Genomic DNA, 22,637 nt, shown 5'->3' with positions numbered 1-22,637 from the left:
CTGTGGGCCATCACCGTCAGGGGCAGGAGGGGCACCCATGCGCGTGGCCATCATGGTGCACCGGTTTCACCCCGACCTGGGCGGCGTGGAGATGACCGCGCAGGTCATCGCTCGCGGCCTCGCCGAGCGACACGGCGACGAGATCGTCGTGGTGACCCACACCGAGGACGACCACGACGACGCAGCTTTCCCTTTCCGCGTCGTCCGGGAACCCGCGCCTGGTGAGCTGCTCGGCGTCGTGCGAGGCGCGGAAGTGGTGCTCCACAACAATCCCTGCCTGCAGTTCTGGTGGCCCCAGGCGGTGACGCGCACGCCGATCGTCATGGCGATCCGCCAGCACGTCAGCCTGCCGGGGCAGGCCATGTCGCGGGTGACCCGGGCGAAGTACCACGCCAAGTACGCACTCATCGAGGGCGCGGACGAGCTCACGGCGACGAGTCACCACATGGCCACCCACCTCCCCCAGATCACGACGGTCATCCCCAACGGCTATCGCGACGACGTCTTCAGCACGATCGTGCCGCCGACCTCCCGGGACGCGACCTCGCTCGCCTATCTCGGACGACTCACCGAGGACAAGGGCGTAGACCTGCTCGTCCACGCCGTCGCCCTCCTCGCTGGCCGAGGCACAGACGTGCGACTGACCGTCATGGGTGACGGGCCCGAGCGACCCGCCCTCGAGTCGCTCGCCGACTCCCTGGGCGTCGGCGAGCGCATCGCCTGGGTCGGGGCCGTCGACGGGCCGCGGGCCAACACCCTGCTCAACGAGCACGCGATCGCCGTGGTCCCGTCGCGGGTGCCCGAGGCCTTTGGCACCGTCGCGCTCGAGGCGGCCGCTGCCGGGTGCGTCGTCGTCGGCGCCGACCTCGGCGGCCTGCCCGAGGCGATCGGCCCCTGTGGTCCGCTCTTCGTCCCCGATGACGCGGCGTCCCTCGCCGACAGGGTGGAGCAGCTGGTGCGCAACCCGCAGTCCTTGGCGGGTTACCGCGCCCGGCTCGCCGCACACACCGCGGCCCACACCCAGGCGGCCATGGTCGACGGCTACCGCGAGGTGCTGGTCCGTGCGGCGGCCGGCCGGGGACGCAACCGCGCAGCCTCCAAGTCGCTCCGCGGCCGGGTCCGACGAGCCATCAACCCCTGGCCGCCCTCCGTCTAGAGTGCCCATCGTGAGCAACGACCACTCACGGGGGGCACTCTTGGTCGCCGCCCGTAATCCCACCGCGCCGCGCACCGGCCGCATCGCCGTCCTCGAGACCGCCGTGCGGTCGCTGCAGAGCGCTGGCCGGACGGTGACCGTCGCGGCCCTGACCGACGAAGCCGGTCCCGACGAGTGGTGCGGTGCCCGCGTGGTCCGCATCCCAACGATGTCGCTGCCGCGGACCGTCGTGGCCGCCGGGCGCGCGCTGGCGACGCGGCGCTGCCTCAACGAGGCGGTCTTCGACTCCCGCGAGATCCGCGAGCGCGTGGCCGCGGTCGCGCGCGAGTGCGGCGCCGGGTTCGTCGTCGCCGACACGATGCGCACGGTCGCCGCGGCCGAGGCGACCGGGCTGCCGGTCGTCGCCCACCTCGACGACCTGCTCTCGCTGCGCTACGCCTCCAAGGAGTTCGCCGAGGGCAATGACTCGGTCCTCGGCTACATGGCGGGGAGGTTCCCCCCTTCGCTCCTGCCGCCGCTGGAGTGGGCCACGCGCCGCGCGCTCGGCCTCGAGGCACGAAGGGCGGTGGCCCGCGAGATCCACATCTCCCGGACCGTGGAGGTCACCGCGCTCACCGGCGCCGACGAGGCGCGGCACCTCGCCGACCGATCCGAGCGGCCCGTCGAGACGCTGCCGATGGCAGTCGCGCCGCGCCCGCCCGTCGACCCGCGGAGCGCCGAGGCGGCACGGGCCGTCTTCCTCGGGGTGCTGCACTACGGCCCCAACGTCGCCGCCCTGCGACACCTGCGCGATGAAGTCCTCCCCCTGCTGCGGGCAGACGGTCTCGACCTGCACGTCGACGTCATCGGCCACGCGCCGGAGGGGACGACTGAGGAGTTCGCGGGACAAGGCTTCACCTTCCTCGGCTACGTCGACGACCTGCGCGATGCGCTGGCGGGGCACCGGATGTTCCTCTCCCCCGTGCTCTCGGGCACGGGTGTGAAGACCAAGGTGCTCGACGGCATGAGCGTGGGCCTACCGGTCGTCGCGACCTCGCTGGGCGTCGCCGGGGTGCCGGTCACCGACGGGGTCGAGGCCCTCGTGGGCGACACCCCGCGGGCCTTCGCCGACCACGTGCGGGCCCTGCACGACGACCCCGACCTCGCCGAGCGGATCGGCACCGCCGGGCGCGTGCTGCTCGCCACCCGGATGCACCCCGACCTCGTCGCCGACGCGTGGGCCGCCGTGGCCCGCCGCGCCCTCGCCCCCAAGGACGCCCGATGACCGACCTGCTCACCCCGACCACCATGGCCGGGCGCACCGTGACCCCACTCGGTCTCGGGACCGCGCGGTTGGGCGCGGTCTGGCAGCGACGCGGGCTGCGCGCCGGCCTGGCCACGGTGCACACCGCCCTCGACCTCGGCGTCACGCTCGTCGACACAGCCGACTGCTATGCCCGCGGCATCTCCGAGCGGATCGTCGGGCGTGCGGTCGGCGCCCGCGACGACGTCGTCGTCATGACCAAGGTCGGCCTGCTCAAGACGCCGCTCGCCCTGCGTGACGCCGCGGCCGCCTCCGGGCGACGTGCGTCCTTCAGCGGTCTGCGACAGGGCCCGGAGAGCGACCGCAGCTACCACCCCGACTACCTCCGGTCGGCGGCGCGCGCCTGCCTGCGCCGGCAGGGCCGCGAGGCGCTCGACGTGCTGCTGCTCCACGAGCCGGGCGCGGGCGACCTCAACCCAGAGGTCGCCGCAGCGATGGACGGGCTCGTCACCGACGGCCTCGTGCGCCAGTGGGGCGCCTCCGTCCGCGACGTCGACGCAGCGCTCGCCGCCATCGCCCTGCCCGGGCTCTCGTGGCTGCAGGTGCCGGTCAACGCCGGTGACACCTCCGTGGCCGATGCCCTCGCCGACCACCCGCGCGAGCGCGACGTCGCCGTGATCGCCCTGGGCGCCCTCGGCGACGGCACCCTGCTGCCGCACGCGACCTCCGTGGCCACCCCGCCGCACGCCATCGCCACCCTCACCGAGGCCGCCGCGGCGCCCAGCCCCGTCGACGGCGTGCTGCTCGGCATGAGCACCCCCGAGCACGCGGTCGCCAACATCTCCGCCCTGCAGGCCGGCACCCCCGACGGCGTGGCGGACGCGATCACCCTCGCCGTCAAGGAGCCCGCATGAGCATCGCCGACGCCCGCGACCTGCCGGCCGGCGCGCACCTCACCGCGACCGTCGCCATCATCGGCAGCGGCCCGGCAGGCACGACGCTCGCCCTCGAGCTCGCCCGCTACGGCATCGACGTGCTCGTGCTCGACGGCGGCGGCCTCACGCCCGACAAGGCGACGCAGGACTCCCTTCGCGGGGACGCGGCGAGCCAGCAGGTGGAGTCGATCGACAAGGTGCGCGAAAAGCGCGTCGGCGGCACGAGCCACCGGTGGGGCGGGCGGACCTACCCCTTCGACACGACGGAGTTCGACGGGCTCGCGGGGTCGGCCTGGCCGATGACGCGCGACGAGCTGCTCCCCTACTACCGGCGGGCGGCGCACCTGCTCGAGCTCAACCGATTTGAATGGACCGCCGCCGAGGCGATCGACGGCGCGCCGCAGCACCTGCTCGGCGCCCGCTCCGACGTCGTCGACGACGAGGCGATCTGGCGGTGGAGCCCGCCGACGAAGTTTGGCGAGGTCTTCCGCGACCGGCTCGGCGACTCCCCCACCGTCCGCCTGCTCCACCACGCCAACGTCACCCGGCTCGTGCGGGACGAGAGCGGACGCATCGGTGAGATCGAGGTCTCCCCCGTGCCCGGCCGGCGGGTCACGGTGACCGCCGAGACCGTCGTCGTCGCCGCCGGTGGCCTCGAGACGGCCCGCCTGCTGCTGCACAGCGGCATCGGCACCGAGCACGACCAGGTGGGGCGGCACTACATGATCCACCCCATTGGTGAGGTCGGGCGGCTGACGCTCACCGACCCGGCGAGCGCGCCGACCGTGGCGACCTTCGCCAAGTCGCACGACGGGGTGTGGGTGCGACGCCTGCTGCAGCTGCGCGACGAGGTCCGCCGGGAGCACCGGCTGCTCAACATGGGCTTCGCCGTCTGGTACCTCGACCCCCGCGACCCGACCCACGGTGATGCGCTGCTGTCGGCCTTCGCCCTGGCGCGCAAGGCGCTCTTCCACACCGGGGGCTTCAAGGCGAGCGGCATGCACCGTCGCTACGCCGAGGGTGGCGACACCGCGGCCCACGTGCGCAACCTCGTCGGCGACCTGCCGGGTCTGGCCCGGTTCGCCGTGCGATTCACCCGCGACCGGTGGATCGACCCGCGGCAGCGTGCCTCCTTCACCCAGGTCTCGCGCACCGGCGAGTACCGCATCCGATTCGACGCAGAGCAGTCACCCGACCCGGACAACCGGGTCACCCTCTCCGACGAGAGGGACGCCTGGGGTGTGCCGCGGCTGCACGTCGAGCACCGCGTCAGCGCGGCGGACCGTACCAACATGCACCGGTCTCTCGAACTGCTCGCCGAGGGCATCAACGCGACCGGTTGGGCCCGCTACACCCCGCCCACGCTCGACGAGATGCTCGCGGCGCCGATGATCGACGGCACCCACCAGATGGGGCTCACACGGATGGGCACCTCGCCGGCCGACAGCGTCGTCGACACCGACCTGCGGGCCTGGGGGGTCGACAACCTGCACCTGGCGACGAGCGGGGTCTTCCCTACATCGGGCATGGCCGGCCCGACCCTGACGATCGTGGCTCTGTCCATGAGACTGGCCGACCACCTGTCGAGACGATCCACCCGTTGTCGCTGAACGTCAGGTGAACATCCGCTCGAAGTCGACGATGCCCTGCACCGCAGCGTCGACCTCGGCGGCCATCGCGTCGAACACCTCCTGCGGCTGCCGGTAAGGGTCCGGGATGTCGTCGACGCCCTCGTCGACCCGGCTCAGCCCCCGCTCACGAGCGAGGTGGCCGGGCAGGGCCGCCCAGCGCTCCTCGGGTGATGTGAGCCCCGCGAGGCGCTCGGTCCACGGCTGTCGGGCGTCGGCCGACGCGAGCAGCCGGGCCATCTCCTTGAGCGTGTAGGTCCGCTTGAGCAGGCGCGGCGCGTAGGAGAGGACGAGCTTGCGGTGGGCGATCTCCAGCGGCAGGACGAGGTCGATGTCCGCGAGATTGCGCTCGGAGATCTGCCGTGCGGCAAAGGGGGTGTGGTCGATCCCTCGCGCGTCGAGGATGCGGGCGGAGCCCGGGTCGACGGGGTGGTCGACGAGGGCGCCGGTCCCCGTACTGGAGACCTCGAAGGTGCCGGGCCGCACCTCGTCCAGGGCGCGTTGCAGGGTGAGCTGGGCGAAGGGAGACCGGCAGATGTTGCCGGTGCACACGGTCATGATGCGCACGGTCATGGGCACATCATGACCACCTCGGCACTGCGGCGGAAGACCCTCCCGATCTGTGTCACACTCACTCGGTGACAACGGCACGTGCTGGTTGTCACAAGGGACGAAAACGCCGCCAGATGTTGACCCCGGGAGACCAGGACACGTGGAACTGCAGGACTACCTGAAGATCCTGAGGAAGCGATGGTTGACCATCGCCATCACCACGCTGGTGGTCGTCGGGTTGGCGGCCCTGCTCACCACCCTGCAGACGAAGCAGTACTCGTCGAGCACGCAGTTCTTCGTCTCGGTCTCGGGTACCGGTGACACGGCTCAGCTCCAGCAGGGCAGCACCTTCACCCAGGAGCGGGTCAAGTCGTACGCCCAGCTGCTGACGACGCCGCGGGCCCTCAACCCGGTCATCGAAGAGCTGGGGGACGACACGACGGCCGGCGACCTCGCGCGCAAGGTGCAGGTCACCACCCCGCCCGACACCGTGCTGCTCGAGGTGTCGGTCACCGACACCGACCCTGCGCGCGCTCAGGAGATCGCCCGGGCGATCGGCGAGACCTTCCCCAAGGTCGTCAGCGACATCGAGCGACCCTCCGGCAGCAACCGGTCCCCGATCAAGATCTCGATGGTCAAGCCGGCGACGACGAGCAGCACCCCGGTCAGCCCGGTCCCCGTGCGCAACCTCGCGCTCGGCGTCGTGCTCGGCTTGCTCGTCGGGTTTGGCCTGGCGGTGCTGCGCCACCTCGTCGACACGACGGTGCGCACGGCCGACGACGTCGAGGACATCACGGAGGAGCCGATCATCGGCTCGGTGCACCACGATCCGCGCGCGGCCAAGGAGCCGCTCATCGTCGAGTCGGACCCGTCGTCGCCGCGGTCCGAGGCATTTCGCGCGCTCCGCACCAACCTCATGTTTGTCAACGCGGCGAGCCACCCCCGCACGATCCTGCTCACCTCGTCGATCCCCGGCGAGGGCAAGTCGACGACGATCGCCAACCTCACCCTCGCCCTCGTCGAGTCGGGGTCGCGTGTCTGCCTCGTCGAAGGCGACCTGCGCCGCCCGCGGCTGCTCGACTACCTTGGCCTCGAGGGCTCAGCCGGCCTGACCGACGTGCTCATCGAGCGCGCCACCCTCGACGACGTGCTGCAGCCCTATGGCATCCACGGACTCGAGGTCATCGGTGCCGGCGCGATCCCGCCCAACCCGAGCGAGCTGCTCGCGTCCGAGGCGATGAGCCGGGTACTCACCGTGCTCAGCGCCCGATTTGACTACGTGCTCATCGACACCCCGCCCGTGCTGCCCGTCACCGACGCGGTGGTGCTCAGCACCAAGGTCGACGGCGTCATCGTGCTCGTCGGATCCCAGGTCGTCCGCAGCGAGCAACTCGAGGCCAGCCTCGAGGCGCTCGGGGCCGTCGACAACCACCTGCTCGGGCTCGTGCTCAACCGCGTCAGCACCTCGGGCGGAGGTTATGGCGCGGGGTACTACGGCTACTACCACCCGGAGAGCCACCCGACCTCGCGCACGGCGCGCAAGCAGGGCGACCGCAAGCTCATCGGCAGGAGGCAGGGGTGACCGCAACGCCCGGGGGGGCTGCTCAGAGGTTCCACCTCAACCGCTGGTCGTGGGCCGGCGTCGACCTCGGCGTGCTCTTCGCTGCGGCCTTCTTCGCAGCGTGGTTGCGCTACGACTTCGATGTCGAGCTCGCCATCACCCTGCCCGTGCTCAAGCTGGCCCTCATCGCCGCCGTCGCGCACCTGATCATCGGTGGCTTGATCGGGCCCTACGCCGTCGGGCACCTGCGCGGCTCCTACGAGGAGATCATCGACATCGGCAAGACGGTGCTGCTGTGGATGGCACCGCTGCAGGTGCTGTCTCTGGTTGGGCCCCTCGACCTCGGCCCGCGTTCCCTCCCCTTCACCTCGAGCACCATCGCCGTCCTCGGCATGTTTGGCGCGCGCTTCGTGCTCCGGGCGAGCAGGAGCCGTAGCCGCAGAGATCGCCTCCCCGAGGTCCGTGTGCTCGTCTTCGGCGCGGGCGAAGGGGGCCGCCAGCTCGTCCGTGCGCTGGTGCGGGACAAGAGCGAGACGATGACCCCGGTCGGTCTGCTCGACGACGACCGACGCAAGCGCCGGATGCGCATCGACGGGGTCCGCGTGCTGGGCACCCGCGATGACCTCGCAGCCGTGGCTGCCGAGACCGAGGCGACCACTCTGGCCATCGCCGTCCCGAGCGCGAGCCCCGATCTCGTCAAGACGCTGCGCTCTTCAGCTCAGGATGCGGGTCTCGAGACGCTGATCCTCCCCCGGACGCACGAGATCCTGGGTCGCGTCGGTGGCGGTGACCTGCGCAGCCTCGACCTCGCCGACTTCCTCGGCCGGCGCCCCATCGAGCTCGACGCCTCCGCGATCGCCGACACGATCTCGGGCAAGGTCGTGCTCGTGACCGGCGCCGGCGGCTCGATCGGCTCGGAGCTGTGCCGGCAGATCGACAAGTTCGGTCCGAAGAAACTCGTCATGCTCGACCGTGACGAGTCCGCTCTCCATGCTGTCCAGCTCTCCGTGACCGGCCAAGGCCTCCTCGACACCGACGACGTCGTCCTGGGCAACATACGCGATGCGGCCCGCATGCTCGCGGTCTTCGAGCACCACCGACCCGACGTCGTCTTCCATGCCGCCGCCCTCAAGCACCTACCCCTGCTCGAGATGTACCCGCAGGAGGCCTGGCAGACAAACGTTCTCGGCACGCTCAACGTGCTGCGGGCCGCCCATGCCGTGGGTGTGAAGACCTTCGTCAACGTGTCGACGGACAAGGCGGCCAACCCGTGCTGTGTGCTCGGGTACAGCAAGCGCGTCACCGAGCGGCTGACCGCGGACTTCGCGGCCAAAGACGACAACACCTACGTCAGCGTCCGATTCGGCAATGTCCTCGGCTCACGGGGGTCGGTCATCACTGCCTTCACCAAGCAGATCGAGCAGGGCGGCCCGGTGACGGTGACCCACCCTGACGTCGAGCGCTACTTCATGCTCATCCCCGAGGCCTGCCAACTCGTGCTCCAGGCCGCCGCGATCGGTCGCGACGGGGAGGTCATGGTGCTCGACATGGGCGAGCCGGCGAAGATCCAAGACGTCGCGACAACCCTCATCGAGCTCTCGGGTCGCAACGACATCGAGATCGTCTACACGGGCCTGCGCCCCGGAGAGAAGATGTCCGAGGAGCTCTTCACACCGGGCGAGACGATCCAGTCGACCGACCACAGTTTGGTAAACAGCGTCGATGTCCCGCGCATCGACTCGGAGCAGGTCGGTCGGACGGTCCACGGCGACGCGGCTGCGTCCGCAGAGTGGATGCGCATGGCTGCCGCACCTAGCCCTGAAAGACTTGAAGCATGAGCGAGCGGATCCTCATGTCCCAGGCCCTCATCGGCGCGGCCGAGGAGCGTTACGTCCTGGACGCGCTCCGCTCCGGATGGGTCGCCCCTCTGGGGCCGCATGTTGACGCCTTCGAGCGAGAGATCGCCGAGCGTGTCGGTGTCGGGCATGCACTCGCGCTCAGCTCGGGCACGGCTGCGTTGCACCTCGCCCTGATCCATCTCGGCGCCCGACCTGGGACCAAGGTCGTGCTGTCGAGCATGACCTTCGCCGCCACGGCCAATGCCGTGGTCTACACCGGTGCGGAGCCCGTCTTCGTCGACTCACAGAGCAGCGACGGCAATGTCGATGCCGAGCTGATGTTGGACGCCGTACGGGCCCTCCAAGCTGAGGGCGAGACCGTGGTGGCGGCGATCCCCGTCGACCTCTTCGGCCGCCCCTGCGACTACGGGGTACTCGAGCAAAGCTTGGCAGACCTGGGTGTGCCCTTGCTCGAAGATGCCGCGGAGTCATTGGGCGCCTCACTGGACGCTCGCGCTGCCGGTTCCTTCGGCCGCGCTGCCGCGCTGTCCTTCAATGGCAACAAGATCATGACGACCTCGGGCGGAGGCATGCTCCTCAGCGACGACGCGGAGCTGATCGACCACGCCCGCAAGCTGTCGACGCAGTCCCGCGAGCCAGTGGCCTGGTACGAGCACACCGAGATCGGGTACAACTACCGACTGTCCAACGTGCTGGCAGCACTCGGACGAGGGCAGCTCGAGCGTCTGGACCAGATGATCGCCCGCCGTCGCGAGATCCGCGATCGGTACGCGACCGCCTTCGCCGACCTCCCACTGCGTTTCCTTGGCCGCGACGACGCCGGCCGAGACGACGCCGGCGACAACTACTGGCTGACCACCGTCGTGCTCGACTTCCCATTCCCTGAGGTGCGACGAAGGGGCCTCGAAGGAACCGGGGACGAGACACCTGCTGACAAGATCGTGTCAGCCATGTCCGACCAGCACATCGAAGTCCGTCACCTCTGGAAGCCGATGCACCTCCAGCCGGTCTTCTCCGACGCCCGCTCCTTCACCACCGGAGTCAGTGAGGACCTCTTCACCCGCGGGGTCACCTTGCCCAGTGGGCCAGCATTGTCCGACAGCGACATCGACCACGTCGCCGACTCACTCCACAGGAACCTCGCTCAATGATGCTCGGCATACGCTCGCTAGGCGCCCCCGTTCCACCAGCCCCCGACGTCTACTTCTCCTCCCTCTACGGGACCGCCTGCCAGATCGAGACCGGCGGGACATGGCACACCCTGACCGACGACAGCGGGGACTGGCAGCTCCCCTTCCTCGTGTCGTCAATTCCTGGCCAAACTGAGCTCTTCGATGCCTCGTCCCCCTACGGCTACGCTGGGATCGCGGTCAATCCGGACCTCCCGGCCAGCGACCAGCAGGCGATGTGGGAAAGCGCAAAGGGAATCCTCCGAGAGGCAGGCGTGGTCTCCCTCTTCTTGAGGCACTCTCCGCTGGTACACACCATGCCAGCTCAGCACCTAGGACAACATTTGACGGTAGTCCCAGACCACCCCACTGTCGCCGTGCCCATCTCAACCCCGGACGAAATGTGGAAAAGCCTTGAGGGCCGAAGCAGGACAGCTATCCGCAAAGCGCAGAAGTCTGGATTAACGAGCCTTGTAAGACCCGCCACGAAAGAGGACCTCCACCCACACGGCCCATTTCGTCGCCTATACGAGGCAACTATGCACCGCGTGCGAGCTAAAAAGGGGTACTTCTTCTCGGATATGTACTACGTTGCCCTTCTTGAGTCCCTAGGAAGCGACCTCCAACTTGTAGAAGTCCAGGATTCTCAAGGAAAGCCCGCTGCCGCCGCATTGCTCCTCCGGCACAACCAAACCCTGCACTACCACCTCTCCGGATCGGAGCCTTTACACGCACGTGTGGGAGCCAACAACCTACTGATCTGGCAGGCGATGCTCTGGTCGGCCCAGAACGGTCTTCGACGCCTTCACCTTGGGGGAGGCGTGGGGACCAATGATGCCCTCCTGCGCTTCAAAAAGTCGTTTGGAGGAGAACTGCTTTCCTTCGCTGCCACCGGACACATCATCGACCCAGCCAGGTATCAACGTCTTGTGAACCAGATGAGGAACACCCCGTTACCGACGTCCACATTCTTCCCAGCCTACCGATCGGGGTAACCACAGTGACGTGGTACGAGTCCAGAGGTAAACGCCTACTCGACATCGCAGTCGCTGGGGCGCTCGCCCTCGCTACCAGCCCAATTCATATCGTGTGCGCCGCCGCAGTCCGAATTACGTCGGGCTCACCCGTGTACTTTTGTCAGGAACGCCCGGGCTTGCACGGGCACCCATTCAAACTGATCAAGTTCCGCACGATGGAGGTTGGCACTCACGAACGCTCTGGTGGATACCCGCAACCTAATGCAATCACACCAGTCGGCAGTTGGCTGCGCAGGACTAGCCTGGACGAACTCCCGCAACTCCTGAATATTCTTCGAGGTGACATGAGCCTCGTGGGGCCAAGACCAGGCCTCCACTCACAGGCAATCCGCTATACGGACGAGCAGCGGAGACGCCTAAATGTGCGACCTGGACTCACCGGCTTGGCACAGATCGAGGGGCGAAATGCATCCCCGTGGTCTGCACGGATCGAGGCAGATCTTCGCTACCTAAGCAACGTCAGTCTCTGGAACGACCTGAAGATCTTGTTGCTGACCATACCCGCCGCTCTTCGAGGGGTAGACCAACACGTCGGTCAGACCCAGGCAGAGGTCGACGACCTGTCCCCAGTGCGGTTGGCCCCACCGGGGTGGCCCAAGTGAATCGGAGCATCGGAAGCTATTTTGAGGCACCAAGCAGCTCTTTCGTCGCCGACGTTCCCCAATATCAACATTGGCGCGACCAGCGTCATACCCTCGTCGCCCTTGGCAGGCAGGCACTCGAACTAGCAGCACAGAGGTTGCGCGCCTATGGCGTTTCAAAGGTGCACCTACCCGAATATTTGTGCTCGAGCATGTTACAGCCGTTCGAGAATCATCTACCTTGGTCGCTCAGTAAGCTAGATGAAGACCTTATGCCGTCTGTTGAGTCGCTAGTTTTAGCACATCCGCGAGAAGCAGTATTGATATGCAACTTTTTCGGCAGAGAGTTTCCCTCCGCGGTAGTCTCAGCAATCAACGATGCTCAGGAACGAGGGGTCATAATCGTCTCCGACATCACCCACGCCCCCTTCTCCCCTCCCGCATGGAGCGACGATTTAACCGTCATCAGCCTCCGCAAGACCCTGCCCATCGGAGATGGGGCGGTCATATACGGAGATCTAAGCCGTCCAACGGAGATCGCTGACGAGCTGGACCCACAGTTGGTGACTACGCGCCGCCGCGCCGCCGAGGCGAAGTCCCAAACAATTAGGACCGGCGGGGCGGCCCAAGAATCCCAGGCAACGATGAGAGGATTTGAGGAATACCTAAACTCCATTCAGGGAATCACCAAAATTTCCCGAGCAAGCGAGCAAGACCTCCAGTTTTTGCGCACGGAGGAAATCGCGCGAATCCGAACCGAAAACTCGACACACCTCCTCAACCTCCTTGGAGAGGTCCCGGGCGTTTCTCCCCTTTCGGGCTACACCAAGCATTTAGCGCCGGCGTTCGTCACCTGCAGGGTTAAACAACCTGAAACTCTTCAGCGGAAACTTGCACACGAGGAAATCTACTGCCCTATTCATTGGCCACAGCCGGCAAGACTAAAGAGAGCCAAGTGGCGAAATGACTTGATTTCTTTTCCGATCGATCAACGCTACGGACTGTACGATATGGAACGAATTGTTGACGCTGTCAGTAGACACCGGCAGGAGAACACATGATCTACGGGAAGCGAACTGCCCTGCGCCCCATCGAGACGTCCGATCAAGGTTTCGTCCATGACCTCAACGCGGACCCGGCAGTCCGCGGCAAAGTAGTCGGGTGGGACTGGCCATCGTCGCTAACAGCGCAGGAGCGCTGGTTCTCTCAGCAGAATGCTGGCACTACCCATCGTTGGCTGGTGACAACTCACGAAAATGAGCCCCTAGGACTCACCGGGATTTGGGACGTTGATTGGCACAACAGCCACGCCCTCACCGCGCTCAAACTTGGTGGGACGGCACCAATGCGCGGTCGGGGCTATGGCACCGATGCCATCATGGCAGTAATGGCTTTTGCGTTCTACGATGTCGGATTGACGCGACTCCACGGCGCAATCCTCGCAGATAATGAAGCGTCGAGACGCGCTTACGTCGATAAGTGCGGATGGTCCGTGGAGGGGGTGGCTCGCAAGCACATCTGGCGTCACGGATCCTTCGTCGATCTCCTTTACGTTGGCGTACTGAAGTCTGATTTCGACAACTTGGCCGATTCTGCCGACTACCGCCGCCTGATTGTCGAAGGCCACATTGGATGAAGCCGCAACGGGACCACGGTCGAGTCTTGTACCTCACCCAATGGTTCACACCCGAGCCCGTAGCTATCCCCAGGTGGATAGCCGACGCCCTCCGGCGACGTCATTGGGACGTGGAAGTCATCACGGCGCACCCAAATTACCCAACTGGCAGAGTTCAGGATGGGTACGACCCGCGCACCTATATGCGCGAGTTAATTAGCGGCTATCAGATCTCACGCGCGCCTGTTTATCCTAGCCGCGACCAATCCCCCGCACGCAGAATGCTCACGTATATTTCTTGGGCCATTTCATGCATACCCGTCACTCTATGGCGCTGCGCTCGCGCAGACGTGGTCCTTGTCTACTCATCGCCCGCGACTGCGGCTCTGCCGGCCATGGTGGCGCGGGTGATATTGCGCAAGCGATATGTTTTGTTTGTGCAGGACATTTGGCCAGACTCCGTGACTTCCTCGGGATTCATAGGCTCCCCGCTCTTGGCAAAGTGGGTGGCGAATGCCCTCTCGCGGTTCGTCGGCCTTTCGTACCGACTAAGTGACGCAGTGGCCGTCATTTCTCCGAGCGCGGTACTGGAACTGGAAATGCGGGGCGTTCCAGCAGGCAAGCTCGTATATGTCCCCAACTGGGCGGACGAGACTGTCATGCGCCCTCGAGCGAAGAAGGGCACGCTGGTCCAGGAGCTGGGCCTATCGGACAAAGATTTCCTACTCACGTACGCTGGAACTCTAGGCCCTTCTCAAAATTTGGCGACGGCCATCTCGGCCGTGTCTCTCGCACCCGGCAACGTTCATCTGGCCCTGATTGGGGACGGTGTTGCGCGCACAGCCCTACGGGCGCAGGCAGAAGATCTTGCGAAGGACAGGATTCATTTCATTGATCCCGTCTCACTTCACGAGGCCAGTGAACTAATGGCCGAGGCAGACGCGCAGCTGATCTCCTTGGCTGATGATCCGCTCTTCCACATGACGATGCCCAGCAAGGTCCAAAGTGTCTTGGCGTCCGGTAGCGTAGTAGTCGCTGCGGTGTCTGGTGACGCCGCAGAGGTTCTAGCGGACGCTGGCGCATGGCTGGCAGCGCCGGGAGATGTGCAGCAACTGAGCGACGCCATATCCGAGGTCGCTGCCCTGCGGGACTCGGACCTGGCTGCCGCCCGCGCACGTTCGCGCGCCTATTACGAAGAGAATCTCTCTGAGGTGGTCGGCGCAGCTCGACTCTCAGCCGTACTGGAATCCGTTGCAACGAATCGAGAGATTGAATATTGTGGTTAATCATTCATTAAGTGGCGCGACTCTCGTCATCACAGGTGGCACTGGGTCCTTTGGGAAGACGATGGTTCGACACCTTCTTACCGAAGGTGTTGGCAACATTCACGTCTTGAGCCGCGACGAGGCCAAACAGGACGAGATGCGTCAGTCACTTGCAGACCAGCGCGTCAAGTTCTTCATTGGCGACGTGCGCGACCGTCACAGCGTCGACGCGGCAATGGCAGACGCGGATTTTGTATTCCATGCTGCTGCGCTGAAGCAAGTTCCGAGTTGCGAGTTCTTCCCGGATCAGGCCGTGAAGACCAACGTTGTTGGCAGCCAGAACGTCATTGAGTCCGCACACGCCCACCGCGTGAAGTCCGTCGTGTGTTTGAGCACCGACAAAGCCGTCTATCCCGTAAACGCGATGGGGATGAGCAAGGCGCTCATGGAAAAGTCCGCCCAAGCCTTCGCGAGAAACACCCCAAACGCCTCCACGACGGTCTCGGTCACGCGGTACGGCAACGTGATGTACTCGCGCGGCTCCGTCATTCCGCTCTTCGTCCGTCAGATCCGTGAGGGCAAGCCCCTAACAGTCACCGAACCGCGCATGACACGGTTCCTCATGTCGCTCGAGGAATCAGTGGACCTCGTTAAGCACGCCTTCTTCCACGCCCAGCCCGGCGATCTCTTCGTAAAGAAGGCGCCTGCGTGCACTGTTGACACCCTTGCCAGGGCCGTCGCCTCACTCATGGGGGTCGAGTCCCCCGACATCCGCAGGATCGGGATGCGGCACGGCGAGAAGATGTACGAAACGCTCCTCTCGCCGGAGGAGATGACCAAGGCCACAGACCAGGGCGACTACTTCCGTGTGCCGCTCGACGCCCGGAGCCTGGACTACTCAAAGTATGTCGAGGACGGCGAGGACGACGTGGCTGCCGCTATCGACTTCGACTCGAACAACACGGAGCAGATGAATGTCGAGCAGGCCAAGACGCTCATCGCAGCTCTGCCCGAGATGCAAGCCGTCCTGGAGGGATTGGCATGAAGGTCGTCCTGACCGGTGCGGGGGGCTTCCTCGGCTGGCACACCCGGCTTCGGCTGCACGCACTCACCAACCATGAGGTGGTTCCAGTCGGGCGCACTGAATGGCAGGGCCTGACGTCGATCGTGGGGGGTGCGGACGCCATCATCCACATCGCCGGGGTCAACCGTGCCGACTCCGACAACGAGGTCCGGGAGGGCAACCTCTCTCTGGCCGCAGAACTGGCAGAGGCCATCACACGGGCAGGCCGCCCACTACGCGTCGTTTTCGCGAACTCGACGCAGGCCGGGAACGGCACGCCGTACGGGACCGGCAAGGAGGACTCGGCGCGCATCTTGCGTGAGGCGACGGAGGCAAACGGAGGCTGGTTCGTCGACGTCCTCCTCCCCAACATCTTCGGGGAGCATGGGCGGCCGCGGTACAATTCCTTCGTAGCCACCTTCGTCCATGCAACCGTCACCGGGGAGAACGTGACGATCAACGACAATCAGGTCGGTCTGCTCCACGTCCAGGATGCTGCTCAGGCCCTGCTCGACGGCCTGACCGAGGACGTCGCACAGCTGCGTCCCGCGCCCGAAACGCACGGAGTCCAAGAGGTCTGGGACCTCCTGCAGGAGTTCCACGCGACGTACGTGCCACAGGGCGAGATCCCGGATTTGTCGAGCAAGTTCCGGATCGATCTCTTCAACACGTACCGGTCCGCCCTCTTCCCGGAGCACTACCCGATCCAGCTGGTGCCGCACTCCGATCCACGCGGCGCCTTCGTCGAGACCGTGCGCTGCCGTGGCGGGGAGGGACAGACCTCCTTCTCCACGACCGTCCCGGGCATCACGCGCGGTGAGCACTACCATCTGTCGAAGATCGAGCGCTTCGCGATCATCCGGGGCAAGGGCACGATGGAGCTTCGCAAGATGTTCACCGACGAGGTGCTCACCTTCGAGGCCGACGGAGAGTCACCCGTCGCGATAGACATGCCCGTCGGTTGGGTTCACAACATCACCAATACGGGTGACGAGGTGCTCTTCACCCAATTCTGGAGCCACGAGCTCTTCCGCTCAGAGGCCCCTGACACATTCCCCGAGCCCGTTCGCCCGCAGGAGTAGCAGCCATATGAAGGTCATGACCGTCGTCGGCACCCGACCCGAGCTCATCCGCCTCTCGCGGGTGCTCCTAAGGCTCGACAGGACAGCGGGTGTCGAGCACGTCTTGGTCCATACGGGGCAGAACTACGACTACGAACTCAACCAGGTCTTCTTCGAGGACCTCGGCATCCGCAAGCCCGACCACATGCTTGGGGTGGACACCTCGTCCCTGGGTGCGGTCCTCGGGGGGACGCTCGTCGCCGTCGAGGCCGTCATCCGGCACGAGCAGCCCGACGCGCTCCTCGTGCTGGGCGACACCAACTCGTGCATCGCCGCGCTCATGGCCCGGCGGATGAAGGTGCCCGTGTACCACATGGAGGCCGGCAACCGCTGCTTCGACCTCAACGTCCCCGAGGAGACCAACAGACGGCTCGTCGACCACGTCGCCGACTTCAACCTTGTCTACACCGAGCACGCACGACGCAACCTTCTGGCCGAGGGCTTGCACCCCCGTCGGATCCTCAAGACGGGTTCGCCGATGCGTGAGGTGCTCGATGCCTACCGCGCCGAGATCGACGCGTCAACGGTGCTTGCGGACAAAAAGCTGTCCCAGGGCGGCTACTTCCTCGTCAGCGCACACCGCGAGGAGAACGTCGACTCACCCGAACGACTCCGGATGCTCCTCGCGTGCCTCACGGCCGTGCACGACTCCTTCAGGCTCCCGGTCTTCGTCTCCACACACCCACGGACGCGCAAACGCCTCGAAGAACTCCCTGGCTGGTCGGAGCCTCAGGGCATTGTGTTTAGCGACCCCCTCGGGTTCCATGACTACAACAAACTCCAGCTCTCTGCCGCCTGCTGCCTTAGCGACTCGGGTACGATTGCTGAGGAGTCATCAATTTTAGGGTTTCCAGCCGTTACACTTCGCGACTCTATCGAAAGACCAGAGGCGCTCGACACAGGTGGCATCATGATGACTGGCCTCAAGTCCAGCGACGTCGTCCGCGCGGTTCGCGTTGCAATGGATTCGCCTTCAAACAGGCAGGGGGTTAGTCAAATCACTCCCGACGATTACCTCGTCACCAATACTAGCGAACGCACAGTAAACTTCATCCTGTCCACTGCGGGCCGCCATCACGCTTGGGCAGGAATTCGACAATAATGCAACGCATTACCATAACTTCCCACTTCTTTTGGCCGGCGCACGCAGCTGGCGGTCCGATCCGCAGTGTCAAAGCACTGATAGACAACTTCGACCGCCCAGAGGACCTTGAGGTCATCACGTCCGACCGCGATTTGGACGGCCCCTTACCGGGAACAATCCCGACCCAGGTGTGGGCACGACTCGGAGTCGTTCCGGTACTGCGAACTAGGCAGTTGCATCAACTCACCCGAGAATTCACATTGCGGGCGCGTCGTGGCGATCTGCTCTATGCAAATTCCTTGTTCGACCTTCGCTACTCCATCCTCCCGTCCATCCTCTGGGTCATCTGGGGAAAAGGCAGCAATATAGCGCTAGCTCCGCGCGGTGAACTGCACCCGGGGGCATTGGCCATCAAGGCCCGCAAAAAGCGCCTTTTCATCTCATTGCTGCGCACGCTGGGCGTTCTGCGCCAGGTAACATGGCATGCCACGAACCAAGACGAATTGAATCACATACTCAAAGTCTTCCCTGGTGCGTCCACCCTTGTTTCAGAGAACCAAACGTTACTCGGCACGACGGCAACCCTTGGGCGCCCACCAAATAATCCTCGGCAACTCATCTATGCGGGACGCATCACCCCCAAAAAGGGTCTTGATATCTTAATCATATCCCTCGCATCGGTCGACACGCCAGCGGTACTAAATGTTTGCGGCGGCTTCCGTCAGGACGAGCGCGCGTATGCCGAAGATTGCATCAAACAGGCGAACCAACTACCCAGCCATATCGTAGTGAACTTCTTGGGCCCCATACCCCACGACACCCTTTTGGGCATGTACGCACAACACGATCTGGCAGTCACCCCGACCGCGGGCGAGAATTTTGGGCACGCCTTCGCCGAGGCGCTCGCCCATTCGTGCCCAATAATGGTTCCACCAACAACCCCATGGACTGCAACAGCGGAACGGTTAGGCACTCTGGTCCCTGATCTGGATCCAGAGAATTGGGCCCACGCAATCAGGCGCTACCTCAATTCCACCGATGCAGAAATCCTCTCCGCCAAGAAGGCCGCCGGGGCCGAATATGAGAGCTGGCACTCGATGGGCAGTTCTTCAAGTCATCTATTCGCTAGGCTGACCGCCGCAACCACGTGAAGCTCTCAGCCTCTCCCCAAATTAGAGCCCTTATCAGCCCTTTCGGATCCGCTAGTTCCGCCGCACTCTCTGCCTTGGCACTCATAGTCGCAGCCAATGGGGGGCAACTACAAGAAATTGCGGGGTACGCTTTTGGTCTGAGTGTGGCCGCAATAGCAGGAGCACTGCTCGGGGGCGGAACCACGCTAAATTTCGCGACCGGGTCGAATTCCACCCGACAGGCGGTGAGAAGGGTTCGTGCCCAAATTGTTGGCCCTACTACGCTAATTCTCTCATCCCTCGCGTCTATTGTCTTTGGCCATCTTTCGGGCATTGACACCTCTGCGGCATTAGGAGGATCGCTCGCTGGCACAGCCAATAATCTTAGCGAAATTGAAGTCGCATACCTGAGAGGGCTCCTTCGAACCCCTAGCCTCATTGCGGTTGACACGTTGACAAAGTCAGGCGCAGTCGTCCTGACGCTACTCAACACGTCCGTAGCGACAGCCATTGCCACAACGTCCGCGATCCGGTTCATCATTTTGCTGTACCTAGCATGGCACGACCCTTCACGGTCGGGACATCACCGCTTGGCCACCTGCATGCGCCTGGCCTATGACGGAGATTTGTTTGGAACTTCCCTGCTATACGCCCTGATCGACAGGTCTCCTTTCCTACTCATGCCCTTGACTGCACCCCCATATCTAGCAGGCGTCTACTCGACTGCAATGTCGATGCAACAAGCAGCGTCCGGCGCGCTCATATCCGCACCACAGACGTTACTTTCGGTACGAAGAGAGGCTGGCGCACAGCGTTGGATGCGGGGAGTTGAAGCGATTGCAATTGGGGCTGCGACGGCCGGCGCTCTCTCGGCAGTGGTCGCCGGAGATAAAATCCAATCTCTCATGAGTCTTTCTCTCGCGGCTAACGACGCGGCGATCTGGGTTTACGTCTGGGCGTCCCTGCCAATTGCACTTTTCAATCGGACCCAGCACTTCAGGCTGATTCACTCCGGACGCAGGCGACACGTCTCTGCACTTCTGATGATGACTGTAATATCCCTCCTTGGCTGTGCGGCATTCGGTTTAGCGCACGGTTCGGCTAACATCGTATCCGTTGCGCCCTTGGCTGGGGAGGCAGTCGGACTAATCGCTTTAGTCACTGTTGTTCGACCAATCACGAAGGAGCACGCATGACGGCCACCTTGGTATTTTGGTTTGATAGCCCACCCCATGTGGAGCTCGGGGCTCTGACATCTTTGGCTCGTATCTGGCCTGCGGATGTCAAAGTTCTCCATTTCGAGGAGACCAGGAGTGAACGTCGGTCCCTCGGATGGTCCAATTATTCCGACGAAGGGTGGCCATTGGACTGGCGCAGGGTCGCAAAAGTAGACGTTGACGCCATCTTGCGCGCTTTCCCTCCAGGAGATGCCAATCACCATGTTTTTAATGGCTTGACGGGGAACGTCGGCAACGCTCTTCTACAGGCCACTCGAGTGGCACCACTCGCTGGGTTCACTGTTATGAGCGAGCGGCCGGGATCCTACGGACCGTTGGCTCGACGAGTGGCACGACGCCTCGGGATCCGGGCGAAGCATAAATGGCTACGCAGAAAGTTCGAGCCATCAGTTTCGCTGCTACTTCCGCTCGGACGTTTGGGAGTGGAGACTTTCCAATCTTATGGATGGCCAACTCACAAGATGGCGCCGTTCATGTACTGTCCGCCCGAACAAGCAACTAATCCCACGTTTCCCTCCATCGAGGTGCCGGAAGATGTCGTGAGAGTGCTTTACGTAGGGCGACTGTGCTTTACAACGAAGGGCACAGACACGCTGCTCCGAGCTTGGGAACTCCGTACCGTAAAAGGGGCAACACTGGACATCGTCGGAGACTATGGGCCCGACGCCGAAGCAGTGCACCAATGGGCTCCCAGATCCGACCACGTGCGGATGAGGGGAACCGTGCCAACCCGAGATCTCCTCAACGTGATTCAAGATTTCGACCTGGTCGTCGTACCAAGTGCTTTCGACGGCTGGAATGTGACGGTGAACTTGGCGCTACGGGCCGGGGTGCCCGTGCTTGCTACGCCGGACTCGGTCAGCGCGGACCTAGTCCACTTCAGTGGTGCGGGAGAAATATTTCCGACGGGAGATAGCGACGCATTGGCATCTTCGCTCGATAAGGCCGTCTCTGATCCAGCCGTCCTTCAGGCGTGGACCAGACGTGCGGAGGCGTATCGCGATCGAGTGTCACCTCAGACTGTTGGCGCCTACCTTGCTGGTTGCCTGGAGTTCTCCTTGGGGGTCGCTAAGCGGCGCCCAACGCCGCCGTGGGAGGCACCGCAGTGAGCAGGATCGTAATAGCAATATGCACCGTTCTAATCGGACTTTCCGCGACGAGCATTCCCGCGCTCACCCCATACAGCTTGTACCTACGCCTCTCGGCGGCCCTGATTTTGGGTGGGAGTTTCGTTCTTTCGCCCGCTAAAGGCTCGAATGATCGCCGAGCGCGCGGAATCTACTGGATTGCAGGTTTGCACGCTGCATTGTTGGTGACCCTTTTCGCAGTTCATCCTGCTGACCCCTTCCCCTTGGCTCGCCTGCTGGGGGTCCTACTGCTTTTGGGCGTGTCGTGGCCGCTGCATCGGAGCTATGAGGCGAGAGAAGTCGCAGACGGCATGTGGTCCGGAATATGCGTGCTACTCGTTCTTGGGATTGCCTTTACAGGATCAACCTCTATCGCATTCGAGCAAGGACGATTCCGGGGGGTCTTCGAGAACGCCAATCTTTTGGGCTTTGTTTCAGGGCTGCTCCTCTTTCTCGCTACTGTCCGCCAAGGGGGATGGACCAAGTTCGTCATGGTGATTGTCGCCATAGCCTCCCTATTGGCTTCCGCGAGTCGTTCCTCAGCGTTGGTATTCTTTGGCTTGATTGTTCTGCTTGGATTTTTCGCCGATAATCGCTTCGCTGTGAGATTTTCACTTGGTTTCACTGTGACTGCCGCAGCGATCGCGGCGTTCTACCCATCTATTCTTTTTGGGCACGATCTGTTTCGAGCCGGTAATTCGCGGATGCCTTCGATGGAGATTGCTCAGCTGGTTCTATCTGACAGCCCTCTCTTCGGCTATGGTTTCACGCGCGGTGGCGAAGTTATACTTGGCAACGTGGTTGCAGGATCCGCCTTCTCTTTCGCCATTATCGGAGGGCTCCTTGGGCTAACCTTTTTGGCGGCGACGTTCTACACCATGCTCCTCTCAAGCTGGAGGCTTTCGACCACGACAGGGTGCTTTGCGATCGCCCTTATCGCGTACTCCTTCTCTGAGGCGTGGCTTCTCACGATGAGTGGCCCCACCACGCTTCTTGCGATGATGGCCTGGCTCGCAATCGAGACTGGGGAGAAGAGGACTCGTAGTCGGGCTAGACGAACTGAGCCCCAATTCAGGTCGGTTCAGCGACGTTTGAGGCATTCCGTTCGTCCAGAAATTCCCGGTGCTCGTTACGGCGACCGTCGTGGATCTGCGACGGTCTAATCACCCGCCAGGTGCCAGATCTCGTACGCTTCTACACAATTGATTGGGAATCACGTGACCAGCAAGATCACCGTCGTCGGCACGGGCTACGTCGGCCTGTCCATGGCCGT

At 64.0% G+C, this 22,637-nt stretch carries 19 protein-coding genes; 18 read left to right on the top strand and 1 reads right to left on the bottom strand.

The window, feature by feature from the left end; all coding sequences use genetic code 11:
• Positions 1-37: 37 nt before the first annotated feature.
• Genes CWN80_RS04835 through CWN80_RS04820 form a run of 4 tightly spaced genes read left to right on the top strand, consistent with a single transcriptional unit; the run spans position 38 to position 4,944 of the window.
• Positions 38-1,156 carry a glycosyltransferase family 4 protein gene (locus CWN80_RS04835; RefSeq protein ID WP_007925654.1) on the top strand — a complete coding sequence of 373 codons (1,119 nt, stop codon included), beginning with the start codon at positions 38-40 and terminating at the stop codon, positions 1,154-1,156.
• A 10-nt stretch (positions 1,157-1,166) separates the two neighbouring features.
• Entirely contained in the window at positions 1,167-2,420 is a 1,254-nt protein-coding gene (locus tag CWN80_RS04830; RefSeq protein ID WP_128276972.1) for a glycosyltransferase family 4 protein, read from the top strand.
• Positions 2,417-3,313: an aldo/keto reductase gene (locus tag CWN80_RS04825; protein WP_007926909.1), complete on the top strand. Its 897-nt coding sequence runs from the start codon at positions 2,417-2,419 to the stop codon at positions 3,311-3,313. Before CWN80_RS04830 ends, CWN80_RS04825 begins: the two co-directional genes overlap by 4 nt.
• Complete coding sequence (locus CWN80_RS04820; RefSeq protein WP_007926921.1) at positions 3,310-4,944, top strand: GMC family oxidoreductase; 1,635 nt, start codon at positions 3,310-3,312, stop codon at positions 4,942-4,944. The genes CWN80_RS04825 and CWN80_RS04820 overlap by 4 nt, the downstream gene beginning before the upstream one ends.
• A 3-nt stretch (positions 4,945-4,947) precedes the next feature.
• On the opposite strand, the gene CWN80_RS04815 is transcribed toward CWN80_RS04820, so the two are convergent.
• Positions 4,948-5,535 carry an arsenate reductase/protein-tyrosine-phosphatase family protein gene (locus CWN80_RS04815; RefSeq protein ID WP_007926922.1) on the bottom strand — a complete coding sequence of 196 codons (588 nt, stop codon included), beginning with the start codon at positions 5,533-5,535 and terminating at the stop codon, positions 4,948-4,950.
• A 139-nt stretch (positions 5,536-5,674) separates the two neighbouring features.
• Here CWN80_RS04815 and CWN80_RS04810 point away from each other — a divergent pair, with 139 nt between their 5' ends.
• From CWN80_RS04810 to CWN80_RS04745, 14 genes are all read left to right on the top strand, one after another.
• Positions 5,675-7,096 carry a tyrosine-protein kinase domain-containing protein gene (locus CWN80_RS04810; protein WP_007926923.1) on the top strand — a complete coding sequence of 474 codons (1,422 nt, stop codon included), beginning with the start codon at positions 5,675-5,677 and terminating at the stop codon, positions 7,094-7,096.
• On the top strand, positions 7,093-8,913 hold the full coding sequence (locus CWN80_RS04805) for a polysaccharide biosynthesis protein (protein WP_007926924.1): 1,821 nt from the start codon (positions 7,093-7,095) through the stop codon (positions 8,911-8,913). Before CWN80_RS04810 ends, CWN80_RS04805 begins: the two co-directional genes overlap by 4 nt.
• Positions 8,910-10,085, top strand: coding sequence for a DegT/DnrJ/EryC1/StrS family aminotransferase (locus CWN80_RS04800; RefSeq protein ID WP_007926925.1), 1,176 nt, complete (start codon positions 8,910-8,912; stop codon positions 10,083-10,085). The genes CWN80_RS04805 and CWN80_RS04800 overlap by 4 nt, the downstream gene beginning before the upstream one ends.
• Positions 10,082-11,098, top strand: a complete 1,017-nt coding sequence (locus CWN80_RS04795; RefSeq protein WP_083853688.1) for a lipid II:glycine glycyltransferase FemX — start codon at positions 10,082-10,084, stop codon at positions 11,096-11,098. Before CWN80_RS04800 ends, CWN80_RS04795 begins: the two co-directional genes overlap by 4 nt.
• 5 nt (positions 11,099-11,103) lie before the next feature.
• Complete coding sequence (locus tag CWN80_RS16080; RefSeq protein ID WP_007926926.1) at positions 11,104-11,742, top strand: sugar transferase; 639 nt, start codon at positions 11,104-11,106, stop codon at positions 11,740-11,742.
• A gap of 191 nt (positions 11,743-11,933) precedes the next feature.
• A complete protein-coding gene (locus tag CWN80_RS04785; protein ID WP_169330595.1) occupies positions 11,934-12,782 on the top strand; it encodes a hypothetical protein in 849 nt (282 codons plus the stop codon).
• A complete protein-coding gene (locus CWN80_RS04780; RefSeq protein WP_007926927.1) occupies positions 12,779-13,357 on the top strand; it encodes a GNAT family N-acetyltransferase in 579 nt (192 codons plus the stop codon). Before CWN80_RS04785 ends, CWN80_RS04780 begins: the two co-directional genes overlap by 4 nt.
• Entirely contained in the window at positions 13,354-14,622 is a 1,269-nt protein-coding gene (locus CWN80_RS04775) for a glycosyltransferase family 4 protein (protein WP_007926928.1), read from the top strand. The genes CWN80_RS04780 and CWN80_RS04775 overlap by 4 nt, the downstream gene beginning before the upstream one ends.
• Positions 14,615-15,646, top strand: coding sequence for an SDR family NAD(P)-dependent oxidoreductase (locus CWN80_RS04770; protein WP_007926929.1), 1,032 nt, complete (start codon positions 14,615-14,617; stop codon positions 15,644-15,646). The genes CWN80_RS04775 and CWN80_RS04770 overlap by 8 nt, the downstream gene beginning before the upstream one ends.
• On the top strand, positions 15,643-16,746 hold the full coding sequence (locus tag CWN80_RS04765; RefSeq protein WP_007926931.1) for a polysaccharide biosynthesis C-terminal domain-containing protein: 1,104 nt from the start codon (positions 15,643-15,645) through the stop codon (positions 16,744-16,746). The genes CWN80_RS04770 and CWN80_RS04765 overlap by 4 nt, the downstream gene beginning before the upstream one ends.
• Before the next feature lie 7 nt (positions 16,747-16,753).
• The gene (gene wecB / locus CWN80_RS04760; RefSeq protein ID WP_007926932.1) at positions 16,754-17,887 is read left to right on the top strand and encodes a non-hydrolyzing UDP-N-acetylglucosamine 2-epimerase; all 1,134 of its coding nucleotides are present in this window, start codon (positions 16,754-16,756) and stop codon (positions 17,885-17,887) included.
• The gene (locus CWN80_RS04755; protein ID WP_128276969.1) at positions 17,887-19,020 is read left to right on the top strand and encodes a glycosyltransferase family 4 protein; all 1,134 of its coding nucleotides are present in this window, start codon (positions 17,887-17,889) and stop codon (positions 19,018-19,020) included. Before wecB ends, CWN80_RS04755 begins: the two co-directional genes overlap by 1 nt.
• Before the next feature lie 1,171 nt (positions 19,021-20,191).
• On the top strand, positions 20,192-21,346 hold the full coding sequence (locus CWN80_RS16075; protein WP_083853691.1) for a glycosyltransferase family 4 protein: 1,155 nt from the start codon (positions 20,192-20,194) through the stop codon (positions 21,344-21,346).
• A gap of 203 nt (positions 21,347-21,549) precedes the next feature.
• On the top strand, positions 21,550-22,527 hold the full coding sequence (locus CWN80_RS04745) for a hypothetical protein (protein ID WP_128276968.1): 978 nt from the start codon (positions 21,550-21,552) through the stop codon (positions 22,525-22,527).
• The last annotated feature ends 110 nt before the right edge of the window (positions 22,528-22,637 follow it).

Source organism: Janibacter hoylei PVAS-1 (assembly GCF_004025845.1).
Classification (GTDB): domain Bacteria; phylum Actinomycetota; class Actinomycetes; order Actinomycetales; family Dermatophilaceae; genus Janibacter; species Janibacter hoylei.
Note: the sequence above shows the minus strand (reverse complement) of the source record. Positions and strands in the feature narration are given on the sequence as shown.